The following is an 18,125-nucleotide window of genomic DNA, read 5'->3' as shown; positions in this document are numbered from 1 at the left end:
TTACGGTCTTTTGCGCGCGATGAAAAGAGGCTTTTGCCATCAGTCATCGCCGACATCACGCCAAGCCTTGCGAAAACCGGTTCAAACAGCCGAGGCCGCAGCCAAACCTTTGAAACGTTCCTCGTAATGCCTTGCCATATCCTGATGCCGGGTTTTGGAAAGCTCATCCATCTCCTGTCTGAGCCTGCTCCGGTGCTGGCGGAGTTTTTCAGACTGCCCTCGCCAGAACTCGGCCGCTTTTCCGGCAACCGATTTGAATTTTTCACCCGTCTCGTCGATCTGCTGCAGCGTTTGCTTAAGTTCGGCCTGCTTCTGCAGCAGTGCCTCACGATTATTCGCCGGTCCGGCATCTCCTGCTGGATCGTGCGCCTGGCCACCGGATGCATTGGTCGAATCAGTATCCGCCATTGTGTGCCCCGGAACACCGGCATAGGCCTGCGCCTGAGGCGCTGCATTCCGCTTCGCAGCACCCTCAAAGTCGAATTGCCGGCCATCGCGTGCAGCGTTTTCGGCGTAAACATCCGTCAGGGTCGCGGCATTACGTCCCTGCGCGCCGTTTTCCTGGACCGGAACCCCCTTGATCTGCGCCAGCAGTTCACTGAGGGAATGACTATCCCTGCCAGGCAGAAACGGCGCAGCGCGCGAGGGCGCAACCCCTGCCCTGCGGGCCGGCGAAGACGCCACCGACGACGACTGGATATTGCGCGCCGGCGCGACAGAACCATATGCAGATATGCCGATTGCATCGGGCACGTTCAGCACTCCCCTATCCTCGCCGCCTCACACCAATGAGGTAGCCATGAAACACTCTGCGCCACAGCATCACACCGCCATGGCATCGATATGTTTCAGAAATAACGAAAGGGGCGCTTATAAACGAAAAGAAAAAACTGATATGGCGGAAGGACGGGCTTTGCCGTGGCGCCGCCCAGCCGGCTCAAAACGCGATCTGCGCGTCAAGTTCGGAGAAAGGACGCACGGCAGACAGCAGCGCCCGAGCCTGGTCAGCGTCACGATGCATCTGCGCCACCAACGGCTCAAGGCCATCGAATTTCAACTCGTCGCGCAGCCGCCCGAACAACGACACCAGCCCGACCTCACCATAAAGATCACCCTTGAAATCAAAGATGAAGGTTTCCAGCAGCGGACGCCCATCTTCAACCACCGTCGGGCGGCGGCCAAAGCTTGCAACGCCGTCATGCAGCGTGCCGCATGGACGGCGATAACGCACGGCATAGATGCCCGGACTGAGTTTGGCATCGGGATCGAAAGCCATATTGGCGGTGGGAAAGCCGAGTGTGCGCCCCAGTTTTTCGCCATGGATCACCTCTCCCATGACGGTATAGCGATAACCGAGCAGGCCGGAAGCAGCCACAACATCGCCGCGCGTCAACAGATCGCGGATCCGGCTTGATGACACCACCTCGGCATTCTCATCGCGGAAGGCATCCATCAGCGTCACACCGAAACCGTGGCGCTTGCCGGCATCCATCAGAAAAGCCGGTCCGCCCTCCCGGTTGCGGCCAAAATGAAAGTCGAACCCCGTTACGACTTCACTTGCCCCCAGCCAGTCCCGCAGGACAGTGGTGACGAATTCCTCCGGCGAACGCTGCGAGAAAGTCCGGTCAAACGGATATTCGATGACAGCGTGATAGCCCATCAACTCCAGGAGACGTGCCTTCATCGGCGCCGGTGTCAGACGGAAAACCGGCGCCTTGGGATTGAAGACAGATCGCGGATGCGGCTCAAATGTCAGCACCAGTGCGGGACAGTCCCGCTCACCGGCAAGCGCCAGCGCCCGCTCCAGCACGACCCGGTGGCCCCGGTGAACGCCATCGAAATTACCGATGGCCACAACCCCGCCCTTGAGCTCTTCGGGCAGGGCTTCGCGAAACTCGTTGCGATGAAATACGGTCATTCCAGTCTTCCGCTCCGGCCGGAGCCTTCCCCGGCCATGCTGTGTCCCATGATTGCTGCTCAGCGAAGCAGCGGCAGCCAGAATTTCGGCCCTGCTTTCTGTTCCGTCAAGAAGCGGGTGAGCGCCTTTTCATCGACCACACCGTCAACCGTATAGTCATGGGCATGAATACCTTCGCAGATGAACAGCAGATCGAGCCCGTAATTGCGGGCGCCGCGCACATCGGTCGGCATGCCATCACCGATCGCCACAATGCGCTCATGCGCGATTGTCCTGCCCGCAAGGGCGCTGCCCTTGGCGACAGCCGCATCATAGATGGGCTTATGCGGCTTTCCGGCAATCAGCGTTTCGCCGCCAAGCGCTTCATAGAGCGCGGCCAGCGCACCGGCGCAGGGTACCAGCCTGTCTCCGCGGGTGACGATCAGATCCGGATTGGCGCAGATGAACGGCAGGCCGCGCATGCGGAACGCCGTCAGCATATCGCGGTAATCTTCCGGCGTCTCGGTCTCATCGTCAAAAAGCCCGGTGCATAAAATGCCCTCTGCCTCTTCGGCAGAGACGATTTCAGCACCCGTTCCGGCAATCAGCGCCGTGTCACGCTCGGGACCGAGATAGAAGAGCTTTTTTGGGCCATCTACGATCAGCTTTTTGGTCACATCACCGGATGTGACAATCGCATCATAGCTTTCATCGGTGATGCCGAAGGCCAGAAGCTGGGTTGCAACCGCATCGCAAAGTCGTGGTGAATTGGTCAGCAACACCACTTTCACGCCTGCCTTACGGGCGCTGGCCAAAGCTGCCGGCGCTTCCGGATAGGCTTTCACACCGTTGTGCAACACACCCCATACATCACAAAGAACAAGATCATAGCGGCTATGGATGGTGCTCAGGGCTTCAATCGGTTCAGCCATTTATTTTTCCTTGAAAGCAGCAAGTAAGGGGTCGCAGGACATCTGGACGGCGCACAAAAGGTCATAAGAAAGGCAGCAAAGCAAGCCCCGCCACGGCAGCAGCAAACAAAAGCGGCATGAGCGACAGCTTGAAACGCATGACGGCGATCATGGCGGCCAGACTCAGGCCGAAGGCCAGCGGATCCAGGCTTGACCAGACCGGCAGGCTGAAGGCCACTCCCCTGCTCCATGGCAGGGCAATCGCCCGAACCTCGGTGAAAAGGACATGAACCGCAAACCAAAGTGCAAGATTTGCCATCACCCCGACAATCGAAGCTCCGATCCCGGCAAGCGCGGCAGCGAGTGACTTTTTGCGCCGCAGGGTCTCGACGAAAGGCGCACCGGCAAAGATGAAAACAAAACTCGGCATGAAGATCGCCCATGCTGTCAGGAGCGCGCCGAGGACACCGGATAAAACCGGTGCGGCAAGAAGCGGATGATTATAGAGCGCGAAAAAGCCGACAAAACACAGGACCAGAACCAGCGGCCCCGGCGTTGTCTCGGCCAGCGCAAGGCCATCCATCATCTGCGCTGGTGTCAGCCAATGGAAATGCGTGACCGCCTGCTGCGCCACATAGGCGAGCACGGCATAGGCGCCACCAAAGGCCACCAGCGCGACCCGGGCAAAGAAGGCAAAAACCGCAGGCATGGTTTCAGGCGCAGCGAAAACAATCATCGCCGCAAGCGGCGCCAGCCAGGCAAGGATGAAGAAAAGCGGTGCCATGGTCGCCAGCCAGCCGCGCGATCGCTGCGGCACAGGGCTATCTTCGGCACCGCGATCCCCCTTCAGGAAAAGCCCCCCGGCAAAGGCGGCGGCAATAATGATCAAAGGGAACGGAACCTGCAGGGCATAGACCGAAACGAATGCCAGGCCGGCAATAACAAACGCCGCATCGGCCCGCAGCATACGGCTGGCAATGCGCAGCAGAGCCTGAACCACAATAGCCAGCACAGCCGCCTTGAGGCCGAAAAAGATCGCCGCAAGCCAGGCCGTATCAAGATAAAGCGCATAGGCCGACGATAACGCCGTGATGGCGACAAGACCGGGAAGAATGAACAGCACCCCCGCAATCATCCCGCCCTTGATACCGTGAAGGAGCCAGCCGAGATAGGTCGCCAGTTGCTGCGCTTCGGGGCCCGGCAGCAACATGCAGTAATTCAGCGCATGCAGGAACCGCTTCTCGTCAATCCAGCGCCGCTCCTCAACCACCATTTTATGCATCATGGCGATCTGCCCGGCCGGGCCGCCAAAACTCAAGACCCCGATCCGCAGCCAGACCATGGTCGCGGTTCGCAGGGACGGGATCGTTTCGTCAGCCAGAACTGCCACAGTTTACCCTCAATGCGCACACATAAGGGTCGTCCTAAACATATTGCGCAACCGGATTGTGAAACGGCTGGTGCCTGAGCCCTGAAAGACACAGGAGCGTTGTAAAATTTATTGCCCCTGTTCTTGACTCAAAGTGACACCACACCTAAATCAGCGGTCGTTAGCACTCTCATGGAGGGAGTGCTAACAAAGTTTCGAGCGGTTGCGAATGCGCCGCAGATGTCATTTGATCGAGGGAATAGACAAAATGGCAAGCATTTCTTTCCGCCCCCTGCATGATCGCGTCGTTGTACGCCGTGTTGAGTCTGAAGCCAAGACCAAGGGTGGCATCATCATCCCCGACACCGCCAAGGAAAAGCCGCAGGAAGGCGAAATCGTCGCTGTCGGCACCGGCGCTCGTGACGAAGCCGGCAAGGTTGTCGCGCTTGACGTCAAGGTTGGCGACCGCGTTCTGTTCGGCAAGTGGTCGGGTACCGAAGTCAAGCTCGACGGCGAAGACCTTCTGATCATGAAGGAAGCCGACATCATGGGCGTTATCGCCTGATTTCGGGCTATCATCCCCTTTATGTGAACTAACGGGCTCTCGCCCTTCTCAAGGTTTGAAGAACCAGGAGTTTTCAAATGGCTGCTAAAGAAGTCAAATTCGGCCGCCCTGCGCGCGAAAAGATGCTGCGTGGCGTCGACATCCTCGCTGATGCCGTCAAGGTGACGCTCGGCCCCAAGGGTCGTAACGTTGTCATCGAAAAGTCCTTCGGCGCTCCGCGCATCACCAAGGACGGTGTTTCGGTTGCCAAGGAAATCGAACTCGAAGACAAGTTCGAAAACATGGGCGCCCAGATGGTCCGCGAAGTTGCTTCGAAGACCAACGATGTTGCCGGTGACGGCACCACGACCGCGACGGTTCTGGCTCAGGCCATCGTCAAGGAAGGCGCCAAGGCCGTTGCTGCCGGCATGAACCCGATGGATCTGAAGCGCGGCATCGATCTGGCCGTTGCTGAAGTCGTCAAGGACCTTCAGGCCAAGGCCAAGAAGATCTCGACCTCCGCTGAAGTTGCCCAGGTCGGCACGATCTCCGCCAATGGCGACAAGCAGGTCGGCGAAGATATCGCCAGCGCCATGCAGAAGGTCGGCAATGAAGGCGTGATCACGGTTGAAGAAGCCAAGACCGCCGAAACCGAACTCGAAGTCGTTGAAGGCATGCAGTTCGACCGCGGTTACCTGTCGCCTTACTTCGTCACCAACCCGGAAAAGATGATCGCCGAGCTCGACGACGCTTTCATCCTGCTGCACGAGAAGAAGCTCTCGAACCTCCAGGCCATGCTGCCGGTTCTCGAAGCCGTCGTTCAGTCGGGCAAGCCGCTCCTCATCATCGCTGAAGATGTTGAAGGCGAAGCGCTGGCAACGCTGGTTGTCAACAAGCTGCGCGGTGGTCTGAAGATTGCTGCCGTCAAGGCTCCGGGCTTCGGCGATCGCCGCAAGGCCATGCTGGAAGACATCGCCATCCTGACCGGTGGTACCGTGATCTCCGAAGATCTCGGCATCAAGCTCGAGACTGTTACCCTCGACATGCTCGGCACGGCCAAGAAGGTTTCGATCACCAAGGAAAACACCACCATCGTTGATGGCGCTGGTTCCAAGGCTGACATCGAAGCCCGCGTTGCCCAGATCAAGGCTCAGATCGAAGAGACCTCCTCTGACTACGACCGCGAAAAGCTGCAGGAACGCCTTGCCAAGCTCGCTGGCGGTGTTGCCGTGATCCGCGTTGGCGGCTCGACGGAAGTCGAAGTGAAGGAAAAGAAGGACCGCATCGACGACGCTCTGAACGCGACCCGCGCTGCTGTTCAGGAAGGCATCGTTCCCGGTGGTGGCGTTGCCCTGCTCCGCTCCTCCACGAAGATCACCGTCAAGGGTGAGAACGACGATCAGGACGCTGGCGTCAACATCGTTCGCCGTGCGCTGCAGGCTCTGGTTCGCCAGATCTCGACCAACGCCGGTGACGAAGCTTCGATCGTTGTTGGCAAGATCCTCGAAAAGAACGACGACAACTTCGGCTACAACGCCCAGACCAGCGAATATGGTGACATGATCGCCATGGGTATCGTTGACCCGGTCAAGGTTGTCCGCACCGCGCTGCAGAACGCTGCTTCGGTCTCCTCGCTGCTGATCACGACGGAAGCCATGATCGCCGAGCTGCCGAAGAAGGACGCACCGGCTATGCCTGACATGGGCGGCATGGGCGGCATGGGCGGCATGGGCATGATGTAATCGGCCAGTCCGGTTTCATCTGACCATTCGTCAGATATTCGGAAAAGGGCGATCCTTCGGGATCGCCCTTTTTCTATGGTCGGTTTTGCCGCTGCAATGGCGCATCGCCGAACAGGGCCAGCGCCCCGGCTAAAGCCCTTTGACGCGCTTTAAAGCCTCGGGCGAATAGTCTGCATCGTCCGAGGCTCCCCGGTCTTTGTTGAAGCGCCGGGGCATCGAAACACCGGCAACTACGCTTTCGCCCGGCGCTCTGGCTGTCCCGCCAGATTTTCTTACCGGTTTGACCGGCTTCCATCTGCCTTCAGCCCCAGCCAGGCGATGATGTCGCCTGCAGCCAGCGCCATGGTTCGAGACACCTCCGGCACAGAAGGCTCCAAAAGCCGGGACAGGCGCTGAAGCGCTTCAGCAGTCCTTTGCGGCTCGGCTTCAATGCGCGCGACCCGCGCCAGCCCCAGACGCGCAGCGCGTCTGAGCCGTACCGAACCATCCACATCCGAAGCCCATTCATGCATGCGAAACACCAGATTGCCGAGGCCAAGGATCGCAAGCCCCATATCCACCGATGCCTTGACGGCGGCGGAACTGGCATCGGTGTAACGCAACAGCCTTAGCAGGCGGTGATAGAAGCGCGCACGCCAGGCCTGACGTTTCTCGAGCGCATTGTCACTGGCCGCGATCAGCCGCAATTCGCGGATCATCGCGGCGATAAGCAGATCACGGCGGCGCGCATTGTTGACCGGAAAGACCAGGCGATAGACGATGAAGGCAAAGGCTGGCGCCAGAACAACGGCAAGGCCGGTCAGCAGCCATGAGCGAAAATCGCCCGTCAGCGGCAATGACGGCTTCAACAGCAAGAGACTCACCATGGAATAGTCGAAACCAAAAGGCATTGAGCGGCGGTTGGAAGATATCGGCGCACCCAGCAGAATAAAGGGCACCATCATCGCCACCATGTCGAATGTACTGGTGGCATGCGGCCAGACCAGGAAACGGCACGCCAAGGCACCCACAACGCCAAGGCATTGACCGGAAAAGACGATCGGCATCATCCGCGCCGGGTTCTCGAAGGTCGAGAACATCGTCAGCATGATCGACACGCCGAGCAACATGAAGGGGCCGCTCTGCCAGCCGGTGGCAACCCAGAAGCTTCCGACAAGCAGCATGGCAAAGAGCGAGCGCAATCCTGCCCGTGCGGCTCCGCGAAAATCGCGATGAAGAATGACCTGGCGCTGGGAGCTTATGTCACCCGGCGAACCGGCATCTTGACCGAGATAGCCGCCAAGCGCTTCATCAAGCCCGCCAAGCACGTGGCCGAGCGCGCTATCAGCACCACAGATAGCGGTCGCCTCAGCAAGAATACGGCGCGCCTCGGCCTCGCCATCACTACGCTGCAATGCGGCGGACGCGCGCCCGAGAATTTCGGAGACAGCCGGCGGCCAGCTGCGTGAGGGACCGCTGCGCAACCACAAAAGCGCCTCGACCTCGGCAATCAGCAGCCCGCGGGCAGCACGCGCAAAGCGGTGCGAGCGCAGCGAACCTGCCCCATTCGGGCCAAGCGCATCCTCGATGGCAGAAAGCTCAGACAAAAGAACCGGCAGTTCCCCGGTCTTTGGCGGCACCTCGCGTGCAAGACGAAAGGCCATATCCTGCAACACGCGTGAAAGCAGAAGGCGGATCCGGCCGTGCAGCGGGTTCTCCCCCTGCCGTTTGATCATGATGAGACCAACGACAAGGGCAGCGACAATCCCCGTGGCAATGGTCGCGACCCGATCGAGCCCCAGATGCATGACATCATCGGGATGGGCGAAATCGAGCAGCGCCACCATTGAAGCCGAATAGCCGGCCAGGATCGCGCCATAGGAAACGAAGCCGCGCAGGACATTGGCACTGAGGGTCGACAGCCCGATCCAAAGCGCCAGGCCCGGAACAAGCAGCATGGGATTACCGCCGGAAAAGGCGACAAGGCAGACGCCGGCAAAGGCGCCGACCACTGTCCCCACCAGGCGGAACAAGCTTTTTTCGACCAATTGCCCGCGCGTCGGCTGCGAGGCGGCAAAGACCGTCATTGCCGCCCATTGCGGATGATCAAGCCCCAGGGCGAAAGCGGAAAACAGCGCAAGCACGGCAGCAATTGCGGTTCTCGCGGCAAAGGAAAAACGCTCGGGATCAAACCCGGCACGGATGAAAAACCGCAGCGGGTGACCGGTCGTCTCACCGGTTGAAGAAGTCATTTTTTCAGGCGTCCATCTATTTTGTCAAAGGCGTCAAGCAACGCCTCGATCTCATCATCGTCGAAATCCGCCAGCATTTCCGTCTCCGCCGCCACGAGAACCTTCCGGATCTCCACAACGGAACGCTTGCCTTTCTCGGTCAGCATGATGCGGCGGGCGCGCCTGTCGACCGGGTCCGGCAGCCGCTCGATCTGACCGTCACGGCCAAGGATATCAAGCGTGCGCACAAGGGACGAACCGTCAAGACCAAGCCTTTCGGCAAGCTCCTTCTGACTGATGCCATCACCGAACGCCTCAAGATGGACAAGCGGTGCCCAGGCCGCATCGGAAAAACCGATTTCCGCCAGTCGCAGATTGAGCGTGTGACGCCATTGGCGCGACAACATGACAAAGCGGAGACCGAAACGAAAACGGGGAGAAAGCGGGTTCATGACGATATAAATGCCATACAAATAATTTGAATTCAATCTATTTTTTAACACCTATCAAATGCAAAAAAACGGGCCGGAAAATCCGGCCCGTCAGATTGCAATATTACAGCCTGCCCTTGCCTCAGTCGCGCGGCGGGATATTCAGCGCCTTCTGGCTGGCCGGACGCTCAAGGCAGCGGGCAAGCCACAGATTGACATTGGTGAACGCGGCAAGTCCCAGATGTTCAGCGGCATCATAGGCCGTTGTCAGCCCGCGCACCCAGGGGAAAATGGCGATGTCTGCGATCGTATAAGTCTCACCCATGATGAAACGGCGGCCCGCCAGGCGTTGCTCGAGCACGCCCAACAGCCGCCGCGTCTCGTTGGAATAGCGCTCTGTCGGATAGGGATTGTTGGCAACCTTGTCGGCGGCATATTTGTAGAAATGGCCGAACTGACCGAACATCGGCCCGACGCCGCCCATCTGGAACATCACCCACTGGATCGTCTCATAGCGGCCAACCGGATCCTCCGGCATCAACATGCCGGACTTCTCAGCCAGATAGAGCAAGATCGCGCCCGATTCAAAAAGCCCGATCGGCGTGCCATCGGGACCATCGGGATCGAGAATCGCCGGGATCTTGTTGTTGGGGTTCAAAGACAGAAATTCCGGCGTCATCTGGTCATTGGTCGCAAAGGACACCAGATGCGCTTCATAAGGCAGGCCAGTTTCTTCAAGAGCTGCGGAGATCTTGATGCCATTCGGCGTTGGAAGCGAATAGAGCTGGAGAACATCCGGGTTCTTCGGCTGCCACCGCCGGGTGATCGGAAAATCGGAGATGCGCGACATCTGCGCTCCTTATCAGGTAGACGGAATCATAACAGAACACAACAAATGTTGCCCTTGTCACAGATTTGCAACCCCGCGCGTCTGAGAAAGACCTCACTATTTTGCAACAAAATGTAATCGCGTTTTGACCGAATATCGCTGGACGGATGATCAGCCAGCTGCCATCAGCGCATCGCGAATCTCGGCAATGACCGGATCGGCCGCGTGCTCGGCTTTGCGTGCACGCACAAAACAGGCTTCCGATTTCAGGATAACGCCATCCTTCAGGATTTTCAGGTGATTGGCCTTGAGCGTCGAACCGGTCGAGGTGATATCGACAATGATATCGGCCTGGCCAGCCATGGGCGCGCCTTCAGTCGCCCCGAGGCTTTCGACAATCCGGTAGAGCTGGATACCGTGCTTGGCGGTGAAAAACTGCTGCGTCAACCGCCAGAACTTGGTAGCGATGGAAAGCCTGCGGCCGTGACGGCTGCGGAATTCGGCAGCCACATCATTGAGATCGGCCATGCTGTCAACATCGAGCCAGATCTCCGGCACCGCGACCACCACATCGGCCTGACCGAAACCGAGACGGGCGACGAACTCGACCCGGTCATCGACATTCGGCAGCCCCTCCCGCAGGAGATCCTCACCGGTGACGCCAAAATCGACGACACCACGGCCAACCTCGCGCGAAATCTCAGATGCGGACAGGAAGGCGATCTCGATATCATCACGCCCCTTGACCCGGCCGCGATAGGAGCGGTCATTGCCGATTGCCTCGATCTCGAAACCGGCCTGTTCCAGCGCCGCCTGCGAGGCTTCCTTGATCCGCCCCTTGGACGGCAGAGCGATGGTAATGGTCATACCGGTTCTCCAGTCTTGTCGCGCGTGCGGGCGATCCGGTCGAGCCAGAGCGAAAAGCCGACGGCAGGGATGCGTTCCGTCGCGCCCAGAAGCGTCAGCAGCCGGTCATAGCGGCCGCCGCCAGCCAGCATCGCCTTGCGGCCATCACGTTCGGAAATCTCGAAAACCAGGCCGGTATAATAGTCGAGCGGGCGACCGAAGGCTGCCCGATAGCAGATCGCCTCAACATCAACACCGGCCGCCTTGAGCGCCGCAACCCGGCGCTCGAAGGTGGCAACAGCCGGACCGAGATCGAGATCGAATTTTGCAGCAAAAGCCTCCAGCGCATCAGAGGCCGCACCGAGCGGCAGTTCAAGCGCCAGAAAGCTGTTCAGCGCCTCAAGCGCCTCCGCATCGAGGCTGGTGACGGAAAGCGCCAGCTTTTCCTTCAGCCGCCGGGCGATTTCCGCCGGTGAACGGCTGGCATTGGTGGAATAGCCAGTATCCTGCATGGTCTGGTCGAGATAAGCGATCAGTCCCGCCTCATCGCCATCGGCGAGAAATGCTGCGACCCGCCGGTCAAGCCCCGAAACGGGCTGAGGGCTGGCCAGCGTTTCCATCAGCCCTTCCAGCTGGCGGCGATTGCCAAAAGCCTGGATCAGCCGTTTCTGCCATCCGCCGGGCAGGCCCAGCGCTCCAACCACCGCCTCGAACACCGCCTGATCGCCAAGTGTGGTGACAATCGGCGCATCCAGGAGAACCCGGCGCACCACGGCTAGCGCATCGGCAAGCGCCCGCGCATCGGCTGACGCAAAATCATCCTCGCCCAGATCCTCTATCCCGGCCTGGAAAAACTCTGCAGCGCCATCATCACGCGCCTGGCGGAACACCATGCCGCAATAGCCATAGCGTCTTGGTGTTCCGGCATTTTCGCCGATATGATGCAGGCATACGGGAATGGTGAATTCGGGGCGAAGGCAGAGGCTTTCACCGGTTTCGCTCTCGGTCATGAAGATGCGGCGGCGCAGGGCCTCTCCGGTCATGTCGAGAAAAGGCGCAGCTGGCTGGATCACCGGCGTATCGGTGAGCGTCGCGCCGCGTGTGGTAAATTCATTCAGGATCTCGCCGGCAAATTCCGGCATCGAGGTGGAAAGCATTCCGGTCCCGCTTGCATCTAGGATTTTCGAAGGCCGCATCGGAACACCATTTCCTGGCGCAAAAGTCAACGCAAAGCCCTGTCGGAGCGCGTTTTTCTTGAACAGCCGCAGGTGACCTGCACCTTTCCCCAGCGCCTGTTACGCCACTGTCACCGAAACAGGCTAACGCAAAACCGACCGTCGACGCCTCTCTCCCCTTCTCCCGGCCGGTCTTTCGCGAAAGGACAGCACCATGATGCCCGTCAACCGCCGCTTAACCTCGGCTCTCATCACCACCTCGGCCCTTCTCCTCGCTGGCACTGCGCTCGCCCAGCCGCAGCCGGCTGGCTCTTTCACGGTTGCAGAACCCGAAGTCGCCTATCCCCTGCCGGTGGTTGACAATTACATCGCACAAACAGGCAAGAATGCAGCTGGCGAAGAAATCAACAAATATGACCGCAGCCAGAACCCGGTCATCATGATCCTGTCGGGCTTCGATGATATATGGAACCTTGATGACGATGCCTGGCGCCAGGGCGGTGCTAATGGCGACGGTGCAAAGGACTACAGCCATGTCAAAATCGTCAACCCCGCCGTCTGGGCCGCCAATATGGCCTATGTTCTGGATGTAACCGGCCCCGCCCGCACCAAGCAGCAGGCGCTGGAAGCCTATCTCGACGACCGTGAAAATCACGGCTATTCGGTGATTGACGGCTTCGGTCCGATGGCCGACGCCTACCGCGCCGCCTCCGGCGCCACGTCGACGATTTCACACACGCTCGCCGATTTCGACCCTGACACCGTCATCACGGTCAAGGAAGAGGATGAGGGCAATAATGCCGGCGCAGAAGGGTCTGAACTATCCGATTTCGTCGCCTTCATGGCGGCCATGCGCGGGCCGGAAGGCACGACCTCGCCGTCGAAATATTTCTACGCCTCACCGCGCCCCTGGCGTATGGCCGACAATGGCGCTGTCATCGAAACCGGATCAGAAGCGATCGCCGACAAGAATTTCGAGACCTATGACAGCCACACCGCCGTTGTTCCGGCGCTGCTCTATGCCCGCGAAACCCGCGGCCGCAACAAGGATGGCGGCTTTCCATCCGGACATACCAATGCCGGCTATCTCTCCGCCATCACCTATGCCTATGCCTTTCCCGAGCGCTATGAAGAATTGTTGACCCGCGCTTCGGAACTCGGTGAAAACCGCATTCGCGCCGGCATGCATTCACCGCTCGACGTGATTGGCGGGCGGATCATGGCAACGGCGGTTGCCGCGGCCTATCTGAATGATCCACGCCTTGCCGCGCTGAAGACGGCCGCCTACGACAATATGCAAAGCGTCATGGCGGAAAATCTTGCCCCCGGCGAAACGCTGATGACCGCCGCCCATCAGCCCAGCGCCGGTGATCGCTGGGCCAATGCAGCAGCCAACGCAGCGCTCTACCGCCAGCGCATGACCTACGGCCTGCCGCGCGATGAAGCTCAGGCCGGAGCCGACATGATCGTGCCGAAAGGCGCTGAGGTGCTGCTGGAAACCCGCCAACCCTATCTGACACCTGCTCAGCGCCGGGTCGTGCTTTATACCACCGGCCTTGGTGGCGGCTATCCGGTCCTCGACAAGTCCAATGGCTGGGGCCGGATCGATCTCGTGGCCGCTGCCGGTGGCTATGGCTCTTTCCCGGGCGATGTCACCGTAGACATGGATGGCAGCAAGGGGGACTTCAACGCCGAGGACCGCTGGGTCCACCCCATTTCCGGCCTCGGCATGCTGACCAAGAACGGCTCGGGCAAGCTCACCCTTGCCGGAGACAACAGCTATGAAGGCGGCACCACGCTGAACGCGGGAACACTGGTTGCCGAACGTGCGACATCGCTCGGGACTGGCGATCTTCTGGTCACCGGTGGCACGCTGACGCTTGGCCCGCAGGGGCTTGTCCTGCCGGGTGAAGCCGAAATCAACGGCGGCACGCTGGTCGTTGCAGCAACAGAATTTCCGGCCGAGGTTTTCAAGGCCGGTGTGATCAAGGGGCAGTTCGACAGCATCACCGATACCGATGGCAAGCCGCTTGATGCCGCTTATGCTGACGGCACGATCACCGTTACACCGAAGCTCAACTGAGCGCGGCAAGAGTAGCACCGCCACCCTCTCCGGGTGGCGGCATTTTGGCGTAAAATGTCCTCTATTGGGCGCCTGGCCTGATTTTTTCATTGCCTGCAAGCAACTAGAATGCCTTCATGTTCATACAGACATGGAGCAAGATATGTCCGCAGACACCGCCCTTCTCGTCATCGACGTGCAGGAATCCTTTCGCCACCGCCCCTATTTCACCGAAACAGGGCTCTCCTGTTACCTCGAGCGTCAGCAAAAGCTGATCGACGGTGCGACCCATGAAGGCATCCCGGTGATCCAGATTTTCCATGAGGAAGATGGCGGTCCCTTCGACCCGGCATCCGGCTTTGTCGAAACGCTCGCGCCCCTCTCCATCGCGCCAGATGCCATCTTCCGCAAGCGCCGCCACAGCGCCCTGATCGGCACGGGGCTGGAAACCTACCTGATCCAGAACGGTATTCGCCGGCTCATTATCTCCGGCATTCGCACCGAACAATGCTGCGAAACCACCACGCGCCATGCCTCAGACCTTGGCTTTCTGGTGGATTTTGTTGCCGAAGCGACCCACAGCTTTCCAATGCGCGATGCGGCAGACAAGCTGTGGAGTGCGGACGAGATTCGCGCCCGCACGGAACTGGTACTCGCCGGCCGCTTTGCCCGGATCATGACGGTGGACAGCATTCTGGCAGAATTTGCAGAGAGAAAGGCGGCCTGAGATGCGTGACATGGCGCGGCATATCCCGGTTTTTGTTCTGGTGCAGCCGCGCGTGTTGCTGCTCGATATAGCAGGCCCGATCGAAGTTCTGCGGAAAGCCAATCTGGTGCAGAAAGATGTCGCCTTTGATGTTCGCTATATCGGCCCTTCAGTGGAAACCGGCACCTCCATCGGGCTGACACTTGCGGGCATTTCACCCCTGCCTGCGGTGCTTCCCGATGGTGCCATGGTGGTCATTCCCGGCTCAGCCGATGAGCCGCTTTTCGGCCCGCAGCATGACGCAGGCCGCGACGATGCTGAAGAACGGGCAATCATTGACTGGCTGGCACGGGCAATCCGGCCGGGCATCCGCCTCGTTTCAATCTGCTCGGGGGCGACACTTGCCGCGCGGGCAGGCCTGCTGGAAGGCTATAGCTGCACCACACATCACGCAACGATTGAAGCACTCGCCCGGGAAGCGCCCACCGCCCGCGTGCTCGAAAACCGCATTTATGTGGAAGACGGCGAACGCTTTTCCAGCGCTGGCATCACCGCTGGCGTCGATCTCATGCTGGCAATCTTGGCCCGCGAGGCCGGGCATCGCACAGCATTGGAAGTGGCCCGCTATCTCGTCGTCTATCTGCGTCGCAGCGGCTCGGATCCGCAGATCTCTCCGTTCCTTGAAGGGCGCAACCATATTCACCCGGTCATCCACCGGGTGCAGGATGCCATCGCCGCCGACCCGGCCGCCGATTGGTCGGTGGCGCATATTTCGGCAATGGCTGGGACAAGCCAGCGAAATCTCTCGCGGCTCTTCAACGCCCATGTCGGCATGGGCGTAACCGACTATGTCAATCGCATGCGCATCGCTCTGGCCCGCGAATTCGTGACGGGCTCCAATCTCGCAATCGAGCAGATCGCCGAGCGGGCCGGCTTTTCCTCGACCCGCCATTTTCGCCGGGTCTGGCAGCAATTCCATGATGCGCCGCCACGCCACGCACGTCAGCCCGGAAGACAGCAAAACTAGAGTAGCGGCGATACCGATCAACCGCCCGATGCTCAAGCGCTTGCCGAGACCGGAGCGAAACGGGGATCACCAAGCAGATGCGGCAAAAGCAATTGAACTGAGCGCCGATCCGGTTCACTGAGAGCGAAAATCACACCAGTGGAAAATCCTGTCGATATCCTGTGGATAACAGGTGGAAGAGCAGAGGAAAGGCTGCGGAAAAACCGCTGGTGCTAAACTTGACTTTCTTCATTTGTTCACGTTTAACCTGTCACTGAACCCGCCAGCCTGCAAGTTCTGTGTCACCAATTTGGTCTTTCTTGCGGATGACTGGTCCTTTAGTTCATCAAAAGACCCTTTCATGAAACAGATCAACACGCTGACCATGGCGGTCGGGCTCGCCGCGATTACGGCGCTGGCCCCGCTGGCAACCGACATGTACCTGCCCGCCCTTCCTCTCATTGCCCGCGACCTTACAACCGATGCCGGAATGGTTTCCTCATCGGTCATGACTTTCTTTATCGGCTTCACCGTCGGCCAGTTGTTTTACGGCCCGATCTCGGACCGCATCGGCCGCAAGCCGGTGGTTTATTTCGCTCTGGCCCTTTTCATCGTCGGCTCACTCGGCACGATGACGGCACAATCGATCACGAGCATGCTGGTATGGCGTTTCATCCAGGGCCTTGGCGGTTCCGTCGGAATGGTGACGGCAACGGCGATGGTGCGCGATCTCTACACCGGGGAAACAGCAGCCAAGCTTCTTGCCATCATCATGATGATCACCGGTCTGGCGCCAATCATCGCGCCGATGATCGGCAGTCTCATTCTGCTTGTTGCCAGCTGGCGGGCGATGTTCGCCTTTTTCGCGATCTTTGGCCTGGCCAGTTTTGCCTATATCCGCCTTTTCGTGCCGGAAACGCGCATGGAGCAGTTGCGGCTGAGTTCGCATCCGAGCCATGCAATCATCTATTATTTCGGCCTTATGAAAAGCCGAAGCTTCATCCCCTTCGCCGGAACGCTGGCGCTCGCTCAGGGTGGCTTTTTTGCCTATATCGGTGGCTCATCAGCCGTCTTTATCGACCTGAAGGGCCTTTCACCGCAGATGTTTTCACTTGCCTTCGGCATGAACGCGATTGGCATGGCCATCGGTGCCCAGGGCGGCGCCCGGCTGATCGGCCGCTTCGGTGCGCACCGGATCGCGAAAACCGCCGCCTGTCTCTATGCCCTGGCACTGGCGGCATTGCTGGTCATCGAGCTTACCATCGGTGCGGATCTGTGGATGATGCTGGTTCTGTTCTTCATTGCCATGACGGCAATGGGAGCAATCCTGACCAATTGCAACATGCTCGCCATGGAAGCGCACGGCCAGATTGCCGGTGTCGCGGCAGCCCTGATCGGCGCCCTCGGCTTTGGGCTCGGCGCTCTTGGCAGCGGCCTTGTCAGTGCGTTTGACAATGGCACTGCCGTGCCTCTGCTTGCAATCATGGCAGCCTTCGCCCTGCTATCCGCACTGGTTGCCGTAACCGGCTTCCCAAGGCCGGGAACGACAACGACAGCTCATCATCATTGACCCCCTCCTGCCGGTCGAAAAGACAGCAATCCCTCGACCGGCAGCCGCATTTTTGATGATTTTCAGGTTGCCGTCGCAGCCCGTGGCTCCTATGTAAGGTGCAAGCGCCAAATCACACCAATTAGGCTGCCAAAAGGAGTATTGAACATGGCTTTTGAACTTCCTGAACTGCCCTACGCCTACGACGCCCTTGCCCCCTTCATGTCGGCAGAGACGCTGGAATTCCACCACGACAAGCATCACAATGCCTATGTGACCGCCGGCAACAAGCTTGCTGCCGACGCCGGCCTTGCCGACCTTTCGGTCGAAGAAATCATGGTCAAGGCCTATGGCACCAACCAGGCACTGTTCAACAATGCTGGCCAGCACTTCAACCACATGCATTTCTGGAAGTGGATGAAGAAGGATGGTGGCGGCACCAAGCTGCCCGGCGCACTGGAAAGCGCCATCGCCTCCGATCTCGGTGGTTATGACAAATTCAAGGCTGATTTCATCGCTGCTGGCGTTGGCCAGTTCGGCTCCGGCTGGGCCTGGCTCGCTGTCAAGGACGGCAAGGTCGAAATCATGAAGACCCCGAACGGTGAAAACCCGGTCGTCCACGGCGCCAAGCCGATCCTCGGCGTCGACGTATGGGAACACTCCTACTACATCGACTACCGCAATGCCCGCCCGAAATATCTGGAAGCCTTCATCGACAGCCTGGTCAACTGGGACTACGTGCTGGAGCTTTACGAAGCTGCAACCAAGTAATTTCGCGTTTCATAGCGAATGCATCAAGCCCGGCCAATGGCCGGGCTTTTGGCTGCTGACAAACCTCGCCCCGTTTT

General features: G+C 59.4%; 16 protein-coding genes. 7 read left to right on the top strand and 9 right to left on the bottom strand.

The genetic code is table 11. The annotated features are described in order from the left end of the window. Positions 1 to 81: 81 nt before the first annotated feature. The 4 genes from FJU08_RS11185 to chrA form a co-directional block, all read right to left on the bottom strand. The gene (locus FJU08_RS11185) at positions 82 to 762 is read right to left on the bottom strand and encodes a hypothetical protein (protein WP_141149100.1); all 681 of its coding nucleotides are present in this window, start codon (positions 760 to 762) and stop codon (positions 82 to 84) included. 175 nt (positions 763 to 937) lie between these two features. Then, positions 938 to 1,918: a bifunctional riboflavin kinase/FAD synthetase gene (locus tag FJU08_RS11180; protein WP_141149099.1), complete on the bottom strand. Its 981-nt coding sequence runs from the start codon at positions 1,916 to 1,918 to the stop codon at positions 938 to 940. Between the two features lie 59 nt (positions 1,919 to 1,977). Next, a complete protein-coding gene (locus tag FJU08_RS11175) occupies positions 1,978 to 2,829 on the bottom strand; it encodes a TIGR01459 family HAD-type hydrolase (RefSeq protein ID WP_141149098.1) in 852 nt (283 codons plus the stop codon). A gap of 61 nt (positions 2,830 to 2,890) precedes the next feature. Then, positions 2,891 to 4,198, bottom strand: coding sequence for a chromate efflux transporter (gene chrA / locus FJU08_RS11170; RefSeq protein WP_235890660.1), 1,308 nt, complete (start codon positions 4,196 to 4,198; stop codon positions 2,891 to 2,893). Positions 4,199 to 4,445: 247 nt separating this feature from the next. On the opposite strand from chrA, the gene groES reads away from it, so the two are divergent. Both groES and groL read left to right on the top strand, forming a co-directional pair. Then, complete coding sequence (gene groES, locus FJU08_RS11165; RefSeq protein WP_141149097.1) at positions 4,446 to 4,742, top strand: co-chaperone GroES; 297 nt, start codon at positions 4,446 to 4,448, stop codon at positions 4,740 to 4,742. A 77-nt stretch (positions 4,743 to 4,819) separates the two neighbouring features. After that, entirely contained in the window at positions 4,820 to 6,463 is a 1,644-nt protein-coding gene (gene groL / locus FJU08_RS11160) for a chaperonin GroEL (protein WP_141149096.1), read from the top strand. A 272-nt stretch (positions 6,464 to 6,735) separates the two neighbouring features. On the opposite strand, the gene FJU08_RS11155 is transcribed toward groL, so the two are convergent. The 5 genes from FJU08_RS11155 to FJU08_RS11135 form a co-directional block, all read right to left on the bottom strand. Beyond that, positions 6,736 to 8,694, bottom strand: coding sequence for an FUSC family protein (locus tag FJU08_RS11155; RefSeq protein WP_141149095.1), 1,959 nt, complete (start codon positions 8,692 to 8,694; stop codon positions 6,736 to 6,738). Next, entirely contained in the window at positions 8,691 to 9,125 is a 435-nt protein-coding gene (locus FJU08_RS11150; protein ID WP_141149094.1) for a MarR family winged helix-turn-helix transcriptional regulator, read from the bottom strand. Before FJU08_RS11150 ends, FJU08_RS11155 begins: the two co-directional genes overlap by 4 nt. Before the next feature lie 121 nt (positions 9,126 to 9,246). Then, positions 9,247 to 9,954, bottom strand: coding sequence for a glutathione S-transferase C-terminal domain-containing protein (locus tag FJU08_RS11145; RefSeq protein ID WP_141149093.1), 708 nt, complete (start codon positions 9,952 to 9,954; stop codon positions 9,247 to 9,249). Between the two features lie 150 nt (positions 9,955 to 10,104). Then, on the bottom strand, positions 10,105 to 10,800 hold the full coding sequence (gene hisG / locus FJU08_RS11140) for an ATP phosphoribosyltransferase (protein ID WP_141149092.1): 696 nt from the start codon (positions 10,798 to 10,800) through the stop codon (positions 10,105 to 10,107). Next, on the bottom strand, positions 10,797 to 11,936 hold the full coding sequence (locus tag FJU08_RS11135) for an ATP phosphoribosyltransferase regulatory subunit (protein WP_141149091.1): 1,140 nt from the start codon (positions 11,934 to 11,936) through the stop codon (positions 10,797 to 10,799). Before FJU08_RS11135 ends, hisG begins: the two co-directional genes overlap by 4 nt. A 232-nt stretch (positions 11,937 to 12,168) precedes the next feature. On the opposite strand from FJU08_RS11135, the gene FJU08_RS11130 reads away from it, so the two are divergent. The 5 genes from FJU08_RS11130 to FJU08_RS11110 all read left to right on the top strand — a co-directional run bounded on the left by FJU08_RS11130 (position 12,169) and on the right by FJU08_RS11110 (position 18,048). Then, positions 12,169 to 14,037 (top strand): acid phosphatase, encoded by a 1,869-nt coding sequence (locus FJU08_RS11130; RefSeq protein ID WP_141149090.1) that lies wholly within the window; start codon positions 12,169 to 12,171, stop codon positions 14,035 to 14,037. Positions 14,038 to 14,167: 130 nt separating this feature from the next. Beyond that, on the top strand, positions 14,168 to 14,743 hold the full coding sequence (locus tag FJU08_RS11125; RefSeq protein WP_181409815.1) for an isochorismatase family protein: 576 nt from the start codon (positions 14,168 to 14,170) through the stop codon (positions 14,741 to 14,743). 1 nt (position 14,744) lies between these two features. Continuing rightward, on the top strand, positions 14,745 to 15,749 hold the full coding sequence (locus FJU08_RS11120) for a GlxA family transcriptional regulator (protein WP_141149088.1): 1,005 nt from the start codon (positions 14,745 to 14,747) through the stop codon (positions 15,747 to 15,749). A 340-nt stretch (positions 15,750 to 16,089) separates the two neighbouring features. Beyond that, a complete protein-coding gene (locus tag FJU08_RS11115) occupies positions 16,090 to 17,298 on the top strand; it encodes a multidrug effflux MFS transporter (RefSeq protein WP_141149087.1) in 1,209 nt (402 codons plus the stop codon). Positions 17,299 to 17,445: 147 nt separating this feature from the next. After that, a complete protein-coding gene (locus FJU08_RS11110) occupies positions 17,446 to 18,048 on the top strand; it encodes a superoxide dismutase (protein ID WP_141149086.1) in 603 nt (200 codons plus the stop codon). Positions 18,049 to 18,125: the final 77 nt, after the last annotated feature.

This window comes from Martelella alba (assembly GCF_006516955.1).
GTDB classification, from domain to species: Bacteria; Pseudomonadota; Alphaproteobacteria; order Rhizobiales; family Rhizobiaceae; genus Martelella; species Martelella alba.
This window is presented reverse-complemented; position numbering and strand designations above follow the sequence as displayed.

Bases quoted from the DNA above. Each gene is read 5' to 3' on its own strand.
- FJU08_RS11180 (WP_141149099.1), bottom strand. From the start codon at position 1,918: ATGACCGTATTTCATCGCAACGAGTTTCGCGAAGCCCTGCCCGAAGAG.
- FJU08_RS11175 (WP_141149098.1), bottom strand. From the start codon at position 2,829: ATGGCTGAACCGATTGAAGCCCTGAGCACCATCCATAGCCGCTATGAT.
- groES (WP_141149097.1), top strand. From the start codon at position 4,446: ATGGCAAGCATTTCTTTCCGCCCCCTGCATGATCGCGTCGTTGTACGC.
- groL (WP_141149096.1), top strand. From the start codon at position 4,820: ATGGCTGCTAAAGAAGTCAAATTCGGCCGCCCTGCGCGCGAAAAGATG.
- FJU08_RS11155 (WP_141149095.1), bottom strand. From the start codon at position 8,694: ATGACTTCTTCAACCGGTGAGACGACCGGTCACCCGCTGCGGTTTTTC.
- FJU08_RS11150 (WP_141149094.1), bottom strand. From the start codon at position 9,125: ATGAACCCGCTTTCTCCCCGTTTTCGTTTCGGTCTCCGCTTTGTCATG.
- FJU08_RS11145 (WP_141149093.1), bottom strand. From the start codon at position 9,954: ATGTCGCGCATCTCCGATTTTCCGATCACCCGGCGGTGGCAGCCGAAG.
- hisG (WP_141149092.1), bottom strand. From the start codon at position 10,800: ATGACCATTACCATCGCTCTGCCGTCCAAGGGGCGGATCAAGGAAGCC.
- FJU08_RS11135 (WP_141149091.1), bottom strand. From the start codon at position 11,936: ATGCTTTCCACCTCGATGCCGGAATTTGCCGGCGAGATCCTGAATGAA.
- FJU08_RS11130 (WP_141149090.1), top strand. From the start codon at position 12,169: ATGATGCCCGTCAACCGCCGCTTAACCTCGGCTCTCATCACCACCTCG.
- FJU08_RS11125 (WP_181409815.1), top strand. From the start codon at position 14,168: ATGGAGCAAGATATGTCCGCAGACACCGCCCTTCTCGTCATCGACGTG.
- FJU08_RS11120 (WP_141149088.1), top strand. From the start codon at position 14,745: ATGCGTGACATGGCGCGGCATATCCCGGTTTTTGTTCTGGTGCAGCCG.
- FJU08_RS11115 (WP_141149087.1), top strand. From the start codon at position 16,090: ATGAAACAGATCAACACGCTGACCATGGCGGTCGGGCTCGCCGCGATT.
- FJU08_RS11110 (WP_141149086.1), top strand. From the start codon at position 17,446: ATGGCTTTTGAACTTCCTGAACTGCCCTACGCCTACGACGCCCTTGCC.